We start from the raw sequence: 13,347 nt of genomic DNA on the forward strand, positions 1-13,347 counted from the left end.
CGCCGCACCCGGCCTGGACACCGCACCCGGCCTGACAGGCCCGGCCGTCCCGTGGTCCGCCCACGGGACGGCCGGGGCACGCCTCCGGGGTCACAGATCGAGGACGACACCCCACCAGAACGTCCGCTTCGAGGTGATCGCGGCCGGGTCGCGGGCGCGGAAGGCCGTCAGCACCTCGTGGCCCAGCTCCCGGACGTCGGCGTAGAAGTCGGGCGGCGGCTGCGAGCCTGTCGCGGCGCGCAGGGCCTCGACCTCGGCCTCGCCCGCCCGCGCCCACTGCCCGGCCAGCACAGGGACGAGCCGGTGCCAGCGCCAGGCCAGCTCGACCCAGCTCGCCACGGACGAGTCGACCGGCGCGAGCGTCCCGGTGTCCGGGAAGTGCGCGGCGAGCTGGGGATGGACCTCCGCTCTGGCGGGCACGGGATGGACCACCCGCCCCGTGCCCCGCTCGGCCAGATGGGGCACCCCGGCGTAGACGCCGACCCGGTAGTACGCGCTGCCCTCCCGCTCCAGCTCCGGCTCCTTCCCGCGCTGGTAGTCGGCGGAGATCCCGTAGCGGCCGTCGTCTCTGGGGCCCGGCAGCCCATGGCGCCACAGGAGGTCTTTGTCCTGCCGGGGCAGCACCCAGTCGTCCCGGCCCACCGGCGGGAGCAGCGAACGGCCGTCGCCGACCAGGTCGGCCAGATCGGCCGCGAGAATGCGGCGTACCTCCGCACGCGCCTCGTCTGTGTTCACCGGTCCTCCGGGGTCTCGGGTCCTGCGGGCACACCGGACACTGCACGCACGGGACGATCGGCGTGCACGCACGACACTATCGGCGGTCGCGGGGGTCCGCCGCCCCCGCCCGAGGCCCGGAAGCCGTGAGCGGACCGAGATCGTTTTCGCCTAGAGTGAGGCGTGTGTGGTATGCGCTCATTGTCCTGGTGGTGCTCGCCGCCGCCCTCACCGTCGCGGCGGTCGCCGTCCGGCGCAGGCTCGTCGTCGTGCGGGTGAGCGGGGTGAGCATGTGGCCGACGTACCGGCCGGGTGACCGGGTGCTCGTCCGCCGTACGGCCGGGGGCCGGGTACGGCGCGGCGAGGTGGTGGTGTTCGAGTCGGCGGGGCCCTCGGGGTGGGGCACCGGGCCGCTGCCCGCGCCGCAGGCCGCCGCCTGGACCATCAAGCGGGTGGCCGCGCTGGCGGGCGACCCGGTGCCGGACGAGGTGGCGGCGGCGGTGGCGGCCGAGCCGGGCACCCCGGTTCCCGAGGGCGCGCTCGTGGTCCTGGGTGACGGCGAGTCCAGCGCCGACTCCCGGATGTGGGGCTACCTGCCGGCCGACCGCGTGCTGGGCGTGGCCGTGCGGAGGATGTCCTCGGACGCCTCCGGCGCGCCGCCGCCCACGCCACCGCCCACACCGCCGGTCTCGTAGCCGCTGGCCTGCAGGCTGAACAGCCGGGCGTACTCGCCCCCCGACGCCATCAGCTCGTCGTGCGTGCCGCGTTCGATGATCCGGCCGTCGCTGAGCACCACGATGAGGTCGGCGTCCCTGACGGTCCCGAGCCGGTGCGAGATGAGCACGCTCGTCCGGTCGCCTCGGTGGCGGCGCAGGCCGGCGTGCACCTCGTGCTCCGCCTCGGCGTCGAGCCCGGAGCTGGGCTCGTCCAGGATGAGCAGGTCCTGGCGCACCCGCATGAGGGCGCGGGCCAGTGCCAGGCGCTGCCACTGCCCGCCGGACAGGGCGACCCCGGCCTCGTCGCGGTCGCCGAAGATGCGGCTGAGCATGGTGTCGTAGCCGCGCGGCAGCGCGGTGAGCGTCTCGTGGACGCCCGCCCGGCGGGCCGAGTCGTGGACGCGTTCGAGGTCGCCGTCGGCGGTCAGGTCGCCCAGCGCTATGTTCTCGGTGGCGGTGAGGTCGTAGTCCATGTAGTCCTGGAAGACCGCGCCGATCCGCGCGCGCAGGTCGGCCGGGCTCGCTTCGCGCAGGTCCACGCCGTCCCAGGTGATCTGGCCGCGCACCGGGTCGTACAACCGGCACAGCAGCTTGACCAGCGTGCTCTTGCCCGCGCCGTTCACCCCGACGAGCGCGACCGTGCGGCCGGACGGGATGACCAGGTCCACGCCGCGCAGGATCCACGGGTGCTCGTCGCTGTAGCGGAACCACACGTCGCGCAGCTCGATCCCGCCGCTCAGGGCGGGCAGCGGGGTGGGCTCGGCGGGGACGGGAAGGTCGGGCTCGGCCTCGACCACGGCCGTGTAGTGGCCGAACATCAGCAACGCGTTGTGGGCGTCGGCCCACGTCGTGACGATCGTGGTCAGGGCCGCCTGCACCCCGGCGACGGCCGCGACGAACACCGTCACGTCCCCGACGGTGAGCTGCCCGGAGGCGGCGCTGACGACGGCCCAGAGCAGTCCCCCGGCCGCGACCACGCTGCCGAGCAGCGCCATCACGCCCTGGCTGCGCAGCGTACGGCGATCGACGTCCCGTTCGGCCCGGTTGATGCCGCGTACCTCGCCGAGCATCCGCGTGCGCAGATGGTCGCCCAGGCCGAACAGCCGCACCTCCTTGGCCGCCTCCGGCTTGGTGAGCAGGTCGCCGTAGAACACCTGGCGGCGCATGGCGGGGGTGATCTCCCACATCACCTCGGCCCGCTCCCTGCTGAGCACGAGCTGGATGCGTACGGAGGGCAGCGCCGCCACCAGAATGACGGCCACCATGAGCGGGTTGACCGCGAACAGCGTGACGACGAAGCCCGACAGGGTGATGAGCGCCTGCCCGATCGCCAGCGTCCCGGCCACCAGCCGGTCGGGCGCGTTGTGGCTCGACTCGTACGCCAGCCGGAGCGTGTCGTGGAAACTCGGGTTCTCGAAGCGGCTGAGCCCTGGGTGGGCGTTGACGGCGCGGAACAGCCGGTCGTAGATGAGCAGCCGCAACGCCCTGCGCAGTTGCGCCTGCGCGTACGCCGACACGTGCGGCAGCACGATGACCGCCAGCCCGGCCACGGCCAGCCCGGCGCCCAGCGGCACCAGCGCGGCCGTCCCCTCGCCCAGCGCGAGCGCGTCGAGGACGAGTTTCGTCAGCCACGCGGTCGCGACCGGCGCCACCCCGCCGAGGACACCGAGGACGACCGAGCCGGCGGTCGCCGCCGGATGCGCCTTCCAGGCGAGGGCCGCGACGACCCGTACGCGCCTGAGCATGGAGTTCGCCATCGCGTCAGCTCACCATCGCGTTCAGACACCCGCCGGGATCGGGAGCCCGTCGAGCGAGTGCGCCGACGCGGTGACAACGCCCTCCGCGTCCACCAGGTAGAAGCCGGGGAACGGGGGATGGTCGAAGGCGGCGTGCACCGGGCCGCCGAAGTCCTCGACGACCACGGCGCCGACGGGGGCGAGCGCGGCGGTGAAGGTCTCCGTCTTCGGCCCGCCGCCCACGACCAGCGCCATGACGCGGTCGCGGCCCAGGTGGCGGACGCGTTCGGCGAAGCCGGGCAGGTGCTCGTCGCAGGCGGAGCAGGTGGTGGCGAACATGGCGACGACGGTCGTCCCGTCCCCCGCCGTCCCCGCGCCGAAGGTGGCGCGCGTGACGGTGGCACCGGTGGTGTCCGTGGCGGCGAACTCCGGCAGCTTCGTACCGGCGGGGGTGTAGGGGGGCGGCAGGGGAACGTCGCGCGGCGTGCCAGGACGTTCGCGAAGGCGGCGGATCACGGCCAGCATGAGCGCCAGGTTGACGATGCTCAGCGCGCCGACGAAGACGACGGCGGCCACGAGGAAGGACATCGGCGTCCCCTTCGGGGTTCGGCGAAGCGGAGGAGGGAGTGCCCACGGCACCGCGTCCGCCGGCCAGGACCAGCCCGGCGGGCGCGGTGCGTGCCTGAGCTGTGCTGCCAGGGGCGATCAGTGGCTCACGCCCGGCAGGTCATGCCTGGTGCCGCGGCTCAGATGCCGCAGTACGTCTTACCGGCGATGACGCAGCACCGGAAGCCGGAGGGGTGCCAGAAGCAGACGTCGGCCTCGGCGGTGGCCGACGGCAGAACCTTGCTGAGCAGACGGTCGCTCATCCTGTTCAGGGCACGGAACATGGGAGATCCTCCTCGTGGTGAGACCGGCGGCTGGGGGGATGCCGGTAAGAGCCGGGCGGGGCGGTATGGGTGATCGCCATCGCCGACAATCAGGACAATAATCAGAAAAGATCAATGACCACAAGAGCCCCAGCGGCCCCAGATCCACCCCGCGCCGGAATGCCGGCCGAAATGGCCATACGTCCTCCTGACCTGCCGGGCACATTCGGCTCGGCCGCGGGAGCGCGGCCGTTCCTGGATTCCCTCCACGGCGTTCACACCGCACAGGCCCGATCCGCAACCGGTGAAGTCAACACGCCATAGAAGTCTCCTCAACCTCGCTATTCCTGACCTGGTCACACCGCCCCGAGGAAAGGCGTTCCGCCCCTGCCTCGCCCGGGTCCGTGGGGTCGCGGGAATCGCCGGCGCCGCCTCACCGGACGCGTTTCACAGCCAGCCGCGGCGCGAGGCGAGCAGCCCGGCCTGGAAGCGGGTGCGCGCGCCCAGCCGGTCCATCAGCTCGCTGACCCGCCGGTGGACCGTCCGCAGGCTCACCCCGAGCTGCCGCGCCACCGCCTCGTCCTTGAGCCCGGCCGCGAGCAGCGTGAACAGCTCCGGGTCCGGCAGGTCGGCCGTGCCGTCGAAGGCGCCCAGGGGCTTGGCCGGGAGCGGGAGCGCCGAGCGCCACAGCACCTCGAAGAGGGTGACCAGCGCGTCGAGCAGGGTCGAGGAGTGCACGATGACGGCGCTGTCGGCGTGGGCGGACTCGTCCGTGCTCAGCGGCAGGATCGCGCTCCTGCGGTCGGCGATGGCCAGCTTCATGGGCACCTCGGGGCTGATCCTGGCCTGCTCGCCGGCCGCCGCCGACTCCTGGGCCAGGCGCAGCTTGCCGGGGATCTCCAGGGCGGAGACATCGTAGATGCCGCGTACCAGGACGCCGTGGGCGAGGCGGTCGATCTCCTCGACGTTCTGCTCGCTCGGGTCCTGGGCGTAGGGCGGGCGGTCGAGCACCAGCAGTTCCTCGGTCGCGGTCTGCTGCAACTGGGTGAAGCGCTGCACCACGGCGGCCTGCCCCTGCACGACCTCCACCAGTTCCTCCGGGGCGTGGTGTTCCAGGTGCGGCGTCTCGGCCAGCAGCGCGAGCGCGGCCAGCCGGGCCTGGGCGAGCCCCTCCTCGCGGCGTGAGATGAGGGCGGCCACCGCCACGTCGGGCCGCGTCGGCAGGAACCTGACTGGGCGGCCCGCCATGCGACTGACCAGCCCCAGCGCCTCCAGCCTGGAGAACGCGCGGCGCAGGGCCACCGTCGTACGGCCGGTGTGCGCGGCCAGCTCGGGCAGGGTGGCGCGCGGGTGGCGCAACAGGTCTCGGTAGATTCGTTCGTCATCGGCGTCGACGCCGACGGCGGAAAGCGCGTTGTCCTCAGTGTTCATGATCCGCAAGCCTGTCTGATTCCTGAAATGTCGTATATCTGCCAATCATTTGCCTAGCCTAGGCGGTCCTCCGCCCGATAGGACGTGTCATGGGACGTTCGGATGTCCCACGAGAACGGAGGCCATCTTGAAGGCGTTGACTATCGGACTGGCGACCGCACTGACGGTCTTGTCGGCCGCCGCGCCCGCAGTCGCGGATGACGACTTTGGCAATGCGGGGCACTGGCGACAGCCGTCCTGCCGAACGGTGACGAGCGACGGCTCGGTGACGTTCACGCGGAACGAGGGCCGCACCGTGACCCCGACCAGCCAGGCGCCGACACCGGTCGTGTACACCCAGGGGCTCGTCGCCCTCGACCGTGCGAACCAATTGCTCGCGATGTCGAACAACGCGTTGCTGACCTCGAAGGATGCCGGCTGCACGTGGACCACCGTGGGCAAGGTGACCGGCTCGAACATCGGGCTGGTCGCCGCCACCGGCGACCGCGCCTACGCCTGGGACCGTGACGGCAACCTCTCGCTCGTCACGCCGGACGGCATCACGCCGCTGACCTCACCGGCGAGCCAGGTGGTCGGCGTCGGCACCGACCGCCGCCGGGGCGACCACCTGCGGGTGTCGGACGGGGTGACCGGGCAACTGTACGACTCCAGGGACGGCGGCCGCACCTGGCGTACCGTCGGGCTGCCCGCCTGGCCGGAGAACGAGCTGCACCTCATCTACACCGCGGCCTTCGACCCGAACAACCTGGACCACGTGGTGGTGGGCGGGTCGGACACCGGCGCCCGCGTCACGTTCGACGGCGGGCGTACGTGGTCCACGTCCGAGGGGCTGGGCGACCGCATCAACGCGTTCAGCGCCGTGGTCTCCCCGGCCGCGCCCAACGTCGTCTACGCGATGGGCCTCGACCTGAAGGAGATGGATCAGGGCGTGCCGTCCCAGGGCCGCCACATCTACCGCTCGACCGACGGGGGCAGGCGGTTCAGCCCCGTCGTGGACCAGGACGACGCGATCACGATCCACAACGGGCCGCTGCTGTCCGCGCACCCGACGGACCCGAACATCCTCTACTTCGTCTACGGGACGAGCTGGGCGGGCTACGGCACCGACATCTACCGGTACGACTCCCGCCGCGACCGGGTCACGATCAACCACAACTCCTACGACCGGGTCAGCTCCATCGCGTACAACCCGTCGGACTCCAAGGTGATGTACCTGGGAGTGGCCGAGGAGGGATAGCGACCGCCGGGCAGCGCTCCGCTCGGGGCGCTGCCCGGGTCCCTCCGGGTGGACTCTTCCCGGGCCCCTCACCCCTGCCCGTCGCGGCCGGAGTCCCGCCCGCCGGGGAGCACGGCGACGGCCTCCACCTCGACGAGCTGGTCGTCGTAGCCGAGCACCGTCACTCCGAGCAGGGTGCTGGGCACGTCATGCTCGCCCATGTACTCCCGGTACACCTTCCACACCGCGCCCAGGTCGCTCTGCCGGGAGGAGGCCACGTACACGGTGGTCTTGACGACGTCGGCCGGCGACGCGCCCGCGCCGTCCAGCGCGGTCACGAGGTTGCGCATCACCTGGTGCGCCTGACCGGCGTAGTCGCCGACCGCGACGGTGCCGCCGTCGAGGTCGAGCGGGCACGCCCCGGCCACCCAGACGAACCGGGCGGGGGTGTCGGCGACCGCGGCGTAGGCGTACTCCACCCGCTGGGTGAGCCGGTGGTCGCGGATCAGTGTGACGGTGTTGTTCATGTCAGCTCCTCTGGAAGGTCTGGTCGGGCCAGCTCGGTGAGCGGCCCAGGATTGCCACGATCTCGTCCAGGCGCGATCCGCCCGGCCGGGTGAGCGCGGGCGCGAAGGCGGCTCCGGGCGCCAGGCGCGCCTCGCCGCCCGGCACGGCTCTCGCCACGTCGAGCGCGACCTCCAGCAGCTCCGCCGGGAAGCCGACGTCGACGCCCAGGGTCTTGGCGAGGTCCCAGGAGTGCACCACGTAGTCGATGAGGTGGAAGCCGATCGCCTGCGCCCCGGGGAAGGACCTCCCGCCGCCGAACTCGGGCAGCGGGAACACGCGATCGAGCACCCCGTCGGCGGCGAAGGCCGTCAGGACGTGCTCGGCCGAGGCCCGGTAGCCCGCGACGGGATCGTCCCCGAGTGAGCGCAGCTTCCAGTGGGCGAGATCGCCGTCGCCCCGCGACGCGGCGGCGAAGCCGTGGTGCTGGGTGGCCATGTGCGCGAGCAGGCCGTACAGGGTCCATCCGAGGCAGGGCGTGGGGCGGGACAGGTCGCCGGGTCGCACCCTGGCCGCCAGCTCGACGCTGGTACGCACGGCGTGCGCGTCGAGCGCGACCAGATCGACCAGATCGACCGGAACGGCCTGGGCCGCCCGGTCGTCCGAAGTGGGCTTATCCATCTGCACTCGCACATAGTCTAAGTGCGCTTATCATCTGTCAAATGATATTTTCGGGCTGTGACAGACCGCCCCGATCTCGCCGAGATGCTGCACCCCCTCGTCCAGTCGCTGATCGCCGCCGAGCTGCCCGTGCTGGCCGCGCACGGAGTCTCCATGTGGGGTTACGCCGTGCTCGGCGCCCTGGCCGGCAGCTCCGTACGCACCCAGGCCGCCCTCGCGGAGGCGATCGGCGCCGACAAGACCCGCATCATCGGCACCCTCGACAGACTCCAGGCAGCCGGGCTGATCACCCGCGAGCCGGACCCCGGCGACCGCCGCGCGCGGGTCCTCGCGATCACCGACGACGGCCGCCGGGTGCTCGGCGCGGCGCGGGCCGGCATCCGCGCCAACGAGGACCGGCTGCTCGCCCGCCTGCCCGCGGCCGACCGCGACGGCTTCCTGCGCGCCGTCCTGGCCCTGCACGCGCTGCCACGCGAAGAGATCACCGGAGCGCGTCCGGGGCCGTGACCGGCGCGGGCGGGACTTCCGCGCCGCTCAGCGAAACGCTTTGACCAGGCGCTCGACCGTCCCCGCCGTGCGCGTCGTGGCGGAGACCTTGAGCCTCGCCTCCATCTCCGCGGTGGGACTGCCGACCCGCGTCCCGTTCTTCCTGATGACGCTCAAGGCCACGCCGTCGGTGATCTCGATGACGTCGACGTCGCCTCGGGCGTTCGTCCAGGGAAGAGGGGCCCCGAAGTCCTGGACGCCGTCGAAGAAGGTGAACGTCTCGCGGTAGGTGCGCTCGTCACCGGCGCCGGCGAAGGGGTCGCGGTCGAGGATGGCCGCGAGCCGGTCGAGGGGGCGGACGAACGCGGCGTCGTCGTACCCGCCGGCGGTCCGCAGCCGTGCCGCCGCCCGGCCCACCACCTCGCCCGGCGCGGCGTCGCCGACCTCGATGAGGACCGTCCCGTTCGTCTGGAACGACCGCGCCGACACCGCGCCCGCCGCACGCAGCGCCCCTTCGAGCGTCGCCCGGTCGGGGCTCCTCGGATGGCCCAGGTTCATGTTCCGGTAGAAGACGACGAAGGCGGTCGACATGCGTACGGCGCTCCAGTCCTCGCGGCGACCGGCCCCGCCCCACACGGCCCGCCGGTCTCTTACCGTGCCAGCTTAGGCAGGATCGCGCACGCCCTCCCCCTCGGAGTCCTCCTGCCCGGCCCCGGTGAAGGCCGCCGTCTCAGGTGGTGGCCCGAGCCAGGACGATTCCGCCGACGATCAGAGCGAGGGCCGCCATCCTGCCCGCCGACACGGGGTCGTCGTTGAGCACGATGCCCAGGGTGATCGCGCCGACGGCGCCGATGCCGGTGAAGACGGCGTACGCGGTGCCGACCGGCAGCGTGTTCATGGCCTGCGACAGCAGCCAGACGGCGGCGGCCATCAGCAGCAGGCAGATCAGCGTGGGCAGCGGCCGGGTGAAGTTCTGCGTCGGTTTGATACTCTGCGACCACGCCACCTCGACCAGCCCGGCCAGCAGCAGGATCAGCCAGCTCACCGGGCCGCCTCCTCGAGCGCCGCGGCCAGGGACCGCTCGTGCCGCTCGCGCAGGTGGGCCAGAGACGGATCGAGCCGGGCGTTGACCAGCTCCGCGTGGATGAACCTCACGTCCTCGACCCGGAAGTGGCCCTTGAAGAAGTCGCGCAGGTAGCGCTCCTGGTGGTCGTACGGCTCGCGGGGCGTGCCTGGCCCGTACGCGCCGCCGCGCGCGCTCGTCACCACGAACGAGCGGCCTGCGAGGGACATCCTGGGAAAGGTGATCTGGTCGAGCCACGCCTTCAGCGCCGAGGGGATCGAGTAGTTGTACATCGGCGTGCCGATGAGGATCGTCTCGGCCGCGACGACCTCCTCCAGCAGCGGTTCGACGACGGCCCACGCCTGGCGCGGGGCGGGGGTGCGGGCCGCCTCCCGGTAGCGCGCGATGTCGATGATCTCGTGCTCCAGGATGTGGTCGCACAGCTCGGTCCAGGGCTCGCCGATGTGCGGTACGGGTCGCGCTGCCAGGTCGCGGTAGACGTAGCCGCCCTCGGGGTGGGCGGCCCGCCAGGTCTGGGCGTACACGGCCGACAGCCTCCGCGAGAACGACGCCCGGCGGGCGCTGGCGTCCAGGTGCAGCAGCATGGTCTCTCCTCACCACAGATATGTGGACACGCTGTCCGGATAATATAACCGGACGCGATGTCCACATACAATGGGCGGCATGGAGAGAGCCGACGCCGCGCGCAACCGCACCCGGATCCTCGAGGCGGCCGCGCTGCTGTTCGCGCAGCGCCCCCCGAACGACGTGACGATGGACGACATCGCCAAGGCGGCCGGGGTGGGCCGGGGCACGCTGTACCGCCGCTACCCCGACCGGGCGTCGATCGCCGTGGCGCTGCTCGACGAGCACGAGCGGGACCTGCAGGAACTCCTGCTGCGCGGCGAGCCGCCGCTCGGCCCGGGAGCGCCGCCCGCCGCGCGGCTGGCCGCCTTCTACGCCGCCATGGTGGGCCTGCTGGAGGGCCACTCCCACCTGGTGCTCGGCTCGGAGGTGGGCCGCTCCCGCTTCGAGACCGGCGCGTACGGCTTCTGGCGCGCCCACGTGCGCGCCCTCCTGGCCGCCGCCGGCACGCCCGGCCCGGACGCGCTGGTCGACGTCCTGCTCGCCCCCCTGGCCCCCGAGGTGTACCTCTACCAGCGCACGGTCCTCGGCCTCACGCCGGAGCGGATCGCCGAGGCGCTGACCACGCTGACCGGCGCCCTGCGCGGCCCGGACTGACCAGCGCCCCGCGGGCCGCCGGTCAGTGCGCCATGGCGGCGAACATGCCGGGCTCGTACGAGCCTCCCGGGTTGCGCACGATCACGTTGAGCCGGTTGTTCGCGTTGATCATGGCGATCAGGGAGACCAGCGCGACGACCTGGTCCTCGTCGTAGTGCTCGCGCACCCACGCCCAGGTCTGGCCGGACACGCCGTGGTGGGTGTCGGCGAGCCGGGTACCCTCCTCGGTGAGCGCAAGAGCGGCCCGCTCTGCCTCGGTGAACACGGTGGACTCCCGCCAGGCGGCGACCAGGTGAAGCCGTACCGCGCTCTCCCCGGCCGCGGTGGCGTCCTTGGTGTGGTAGTCGACGCAGAAGCCGCAGCCGTTGATCTGGCTGGCCCGCAGCATCACCAGGTCCTGGACGGTCTGGGACAGCGGCGACTGCTGGATCGCCAGGGCGACGTTGTAGATCCGCTTGGCGATCTTGGCGCCGAGCGGGTTGGCCATGAGGTCGATACGGGGTTCCATGACATGGTCCTCACTGGTGGTGCGGGGTGCCGCGCGGTTCGTCGGCGCGGCGTCCTGACGGGCAAGAGATCCCGGCGGCCCGGTCCTTGTGACAGTGCGGCTCATGTGACATGCGTCACCGGGCGTGAGTGTCACACGGCGGTGGGGTCCGGGATCGTATGCACGGCACGACCGCGAACGAACAGACAGGAACCAGCGATGAGCGAACGCAGCGAGCAACCGACGCACCCGGCCGGCCCTCTCGCTCGCGCCGAAGGCACGGGCCCGGCCACGGGCCCGGCCACGGACCCGGCGACCGCGGCGTTCCTCGCCCACCGCAACCTGCTGTTCACGGTCGCCTACGAGATGCTCGGCTCGGCCGCCGACGCCGAGGACGCCCTGCAGGAGACCTGGCTGCGATGGGCGGGCGTCGACCTCGGCACCGTGCTGGACCAGCGCGCGTACCTGATCCGGATCACCACCCGGCAGGCGCTGAAGCGGCTGCGCACGCTCGGCCGGCGCAAGGAGTCCTACATCGGCCCCTGGCTGCCCGAGCCGCTGCTGACCACACCGGACGTGGCCGAGGACGTCGAGCTGGCCGACAGCGTCTCGATGGCGATGCTGCTGGTGCTGGAGACGCTCCAGCCGACCGAGCGGGCGGTCTTCGTCCTGCGGGAGGTGTTCGACCTGGCCTACGACGAGATCGCCGACGCCGTCGGCAAGAGCCCGGCCGCGGTCCGCCAGATCGCCCACCGGGCACGGGCGCACGTCGCCGCCCGCCGGCCGCGCGGGGCCGTGTCCCCGGCCCAGACGCGGGACGTGCTGGAGGCGTTCCACCGGGCGGTCCAGACGGGCGAGCTCCAACGCCTGCTCGACCTCCTCGCACCGGACGTCGTCCTCCTGACGGACGGCGGCGGACTCAGGCAGGCCGCGCTGTCGCCCGTCGTGGGGGCCGGTCAGGTGGCCGGCGTGCTGGGCCGGATCGCCCCTGCGGCGTCCCTGCGACCGGCGCAGGTCAACGGCCACCCGGCGCTGATCATCCGGATCGGCGGCGAGCTCGACACCGTCATGGCGGTACGCGTCGACGAGGGCCTCATCACCGGCCTCTACGCCGTACGCAATCCCGAGAAGCTGTCGCGCATGGAGCGCGAGACCACGATGAGCCGTTGACTCCCGGCCGACCGTCCCGCGGCAAGCGTCACGCGGAAGGAACCGGTACGGGCCGCGGCGCCGCGAGGTCGTGGGCGGAACGGACCATCCAGACCACGCTCAGCAGACCGGCGACCGCCACGGCCTCCTGGTAGACGTCCCACGGCGCCCCGATCGGCGCGCCCGCCATCGTGAGCACGAACGGCAGCACCACGCCGAGGATGCCGTACTTGACGGTGGCCCGCTGCCAGCGGGGGTCGTCCCACTGCGCCCGCAGGACCAGCGCCTGCCAGATCAGGTACAGCAAGCCGCTGGTCAACGGGATGACCCCGGGCTCGTACCCGGAGAGCACCAGCGCGAAGCCCATGGGCGTGCCCAGGTATCCCAGGAGGCCGCAGACCAGCAGGCCCCGGCCATGTCGCCGGGTGCGCCCGACGGCCGGGGAGAGCACGAGCACCATCGCCGCGCCCGGCACGAACATCACCAGCCAGGCCCACCAGGGCCAGGCTGCCAGGAACAGTTGGGCGATGCTCGCCGCCGCCGCGACGTAGAAGACCACCCGCAGCCGCCGCGTCCCGCGATCCCGCTCCACGGGCGGCCCGTCCTCCGCCACGTCCTCCACCCCAGCCTGCGGCCCAGTAAGCGGCACGGTAAGCGGCCCGCGCAGGCACTGCCACAGCACCCAGGCCACCACCAGCCCCGCCAGGGCCAGCAGGAGCACGTTCGGCCCCGTGGCCTGGACGCGCGGGTCCGGTTCGGCGAACAACGTCGCCCACCACAGCGCGGCGAGGTCATCGGCGGCCAGCGCGACCACCACGGTGACGGCCAGCGCGGCGAGGTAGACGACGATGACGACGAAGGCGGGCACGCCTAAGCGGTGACGACGGAGCACGTGGCACTTCCCGGGGGGCGAAGGAGGAACTGGACGCCTCACCCTAGCGACCCGGGCACCCCCGCCGACGAAGTCACGGAACACTCCGCCCCACGCCCCACGGCCCGCGCGACTGCACCACGAGAACGACCCCGCCCACGCCCTCGCGGCCCGCCCGACTA

17 protein-coding genes are annotated in these 13,347 nt (G+C 72.5%); 5 read left to right on the forward strand and 12 right to left on the reverse strand.

The genetic code is table 11. The features are described from left to right. Positions 1-90: 90 nt before the first annotated feature. Positions 91-735: an SUKH-4 family immunity protein gene (locus ACZ6S0_RS41900; protein ID WP_465924893.1), complete on the reverse strand. Its 645-nt coding sequence runs from the start codon at positions 733-735 to the stop codon at positions 91-93. A 164-nt stretch (positions 736-899) separates the two neighbouring features. Between ACZ6S0_RS41900 and ACZ6S0_RS41905 the strand changes: the two genes are divergently transcribed. Next, positions 900-1,409 (forward strand): S26 family signal peptidase, encoded by a 510-nt coding sequence (locus ACZ6S0_RS41905; protein WP_465924894.1) that lies wholly within the window; start codon positions 900-902, stop codon positions 1,407-1,409. Here ACZ6S0_RS41905 and ACZ6S0_RS41910 read toward each other — a convergent pair. The 4 genes from ACZ6S0_RS41910 to ACZ6S0_RS41925 all read right to left on the reverse strand — a co-directional run bounded on the left by ACZ6S0_RS41910 (position 1,304) and on the right by ACZ6S0_RS41925 (position 5,466). Beyond that, a complete protein-coding gene (locus ACZ6S0_RS41910; RefSeq protein WP_465924895.1) occupies positions 1,304-3,187 on the reverse strand; it encodes an ABC transporter ATP-binding protein in 1,884 nt (627 codons plus the stop codon). The two genes, ACZ6S0_RS41905 and ACZ6S0_RS41910, sit on opposite strands and share 106 nt — an antisense overlap. 21 nt (positions 3,188-3,208) lie before the next feature. Then, a complete protein-coding gene (locus tag ACZ6S0_RS41915) occupies positions 3,209-3,754 on the reverse strand; it encodes a TlpA family protein disulfide reductase (RefSeq protein ID WP_465924896.1) in 546 nt (181 codons plus the stop codon). Between the two features lie 158 nt (positions 3,755-3,912). Continuing rightward, a complete protein-coding gene (locus ACZ6S0_RS41920; RefSeq protein ID WP_344883513.1) occupies positions 3,913-4,056 on the reverse strand; it encodes a hypothetical protein in 144 nt (47 codons plus the stop codon). A gap of 426 nt (positions 4,057-4,482) precedes the next feature. Then, positions 4,483-5,466 (reverse strand): helix-turn-helix transcriptional regulator, encoded by a 984-nt coding sequence (locus ACZ6S0_RS41925; RefSeq protein ID WP_465924897.1) that lies wholly within the window; start codon positions 5,464-5,466, stop codon positions 4,483-4,485. 265 nt (positions 5,467-5,731) lie between these two features. Between ACZ6S0_RS41925 and ACZ6S0_RS41930 the strand changes: the two genes are divergently transcribed. Further along, on the forward strand, positions 5,732-6,703 hold the full coding sequence (locus tag ACZ6S0_RS41930) for a sialidase family protein (RefSeq protein ID WP_465924898.1): 972 nt from the start codon (positions 5,732-5,734) through the stop codon (positions 6,701-6,703). A gap of 68 nt (positions 6,704-6,771) precedes the next feature. Here the strand turns inward: ACZ6S0_RS41930 and ACZ6S0_RS41935 are convergent, their stop codons facing one another. Beyond that, the gene (locus tag ACZ6S0_RS41935; RefSeq protein WP_465924899.1) at positions 6,772-7,209 is read right to left on the reverse strand and encodes a RidA family protein; all 438 of its coding nucleotides are present in this window, start codon (positions 7,207-7,209) and stop codon (positions 6,772-6,774) included. A 1-nt stretch (position 7,210) separates the two neighbouring features. After that, on the reverse strand, positions 7,211-7,867 hold the full coding sequence (locus ACZ6S0_RS41940) for a TIGR03086 family metal-binding protein (RefSeq protein ID WP_465924900.1): 657 nt from the start codon (positions 7,865-7,867) through the stop codon (positions 7,211-7,213). A 57-nt stretch (positions 7,868-7,924) separates the two neighbouring features. Between ACZ6S0_RS41940 and ACZ6S0_RS41945 the strand changes: the two genes are divergently transcribed. Continuing rightward, positions 7,925-8,374, forward strand: coding sequence for a MarR family winged helix-turn-helix transcriptional regulator (locus ACZ6S0_RS41945; RefSeq protein WP_465924901.1), 450 nt, complete (start codon positions 7,925-7,927; stop codon positions 8,372-8,374). Between the two features lie 27 nt (positions 8,375-8,401). Here ACZ6S0_RS41945 and ACZ6S0_RS41950 read toward each other — a convergent pair whose 3' ends face one another. The 3 genes from ACZ6S0_RS41950 to ACZ6S0_RS41960 all read right to left on the reverse strand — a co-directional run bounded on the left by ACZ6S0_RS41950 (position 8,402) and on the right by ACZ6S0_RS41960 (position 10,021). Further along, positions 8,402-8,944: a DUF1697 domain-containing protein gene (locus ACZ6S0_RS41950; RefSeq protein WP_465924902.1), complete on the reverse strand. Its 543-nt coding sequence runs from the start codon at positions 8,942-8,944 to the stop codon at positions 8,402-8,404. Between the two features lie 139 nt (positions 8,945-9,083). Then, on the reverse strand, positions 9,084-9,398 hold the full coding sequence (locus tag ACZ6S0_RS41955; protein WP_344883530.1) for a DMT family transporter: 315 nt from the start codon (positions 9,396-9,398) through the stop codon (positions 9,084-9,086). After that, complete coding sequence (locus ACZ6S0_RS41960; protein WP_465924903.1) at positions 9,395-10,021, reverse strand: FMN-dependent NADH-azoreductase; 627 nt, start codon at positions 10,019-10,021, stop codon at positions 9,395-9,397. The genes ACZ6S0_RS41955 and ACZ6S0_RS41960 overlap by 4 nt, the downstream gene beginning before the upstream one ends. 79 nt (positions 10,022-10,100) lie before the next feature. Between ACZ6S0_RS41960 and ACZ6S0_RS41965 the strand changes: the two genes are divergently transcribed. Beyond that, positions 10,101-10,658 carry a TetR/AcrR family transcriptional regulator gene (locus ACZ6S0_RS41965; protein WP_465924904.1) on the forward strand — a complete coding sequence of 186 codons (558 nt, stop codon included), beginning with the start codon at positions 10,101-10,103 and terminating at the stop codon, positions 10,656-10,658. Between the two features lie 22 nt (positions 10,659-10,680). Here ACZ6S0_RS41965 and ACZ6S0_RS41970 read toward each other — a convergent pair whose 3' ends face one another. Next, on the reverse strand, positions 10,681-11,166 hold the full coding sequence (locus tag ACZ6S0_RS41970; protein ID WP_465924905.1) for a carboxymuconolactone decarboxylase family protein: 486 nt from the start codon (positions 11,164-11,166) through the stop codon (positions 10,681-10,683). Positions 11,167-11,364: 198 nt separating this feature from the next. Between ACZ6S0_RS41970 and ACZ6S0_RS41975 the strand changes: the two genes are divergently transcribed. Continuing rightward, positions 11,365-12,315 carry an RNA polymerase sigma-70 factor gene (locus tag ACZ6S0_RS41975; RefSeq protein ID WP_465924906.1) on the forward strand — a complete coding sequence of 317 codons (951 nt, stop codon included), beginning with the start codon at positions 11,365-11,367 and terminating at the stop codon, positions 12,313-12,315. Between the two features lie 28 nt (positions 12,316-12,343). On the opposite strand, the gene ACZ6S0_RS41980 is transcribed toward ACZ6S0_RS41975, so the two are convergent. Further along, positions 12,344-13,186, reverse strand: a complete 843-nt coding sequence (locus tag ACZ6S0_RS41980) for a hypothetical protein (RefSeq protein WP_465924907.1) — start codon at positions 13,184-13,186, stop codon at positions 12,344-12,346. Between the last annotated feature and the right edge of the window lie 161 nt (positions 13,187-13,347).

Source organism: Nonomuraea sp. NPDC051298 (genome assembly GCF_055586305.1).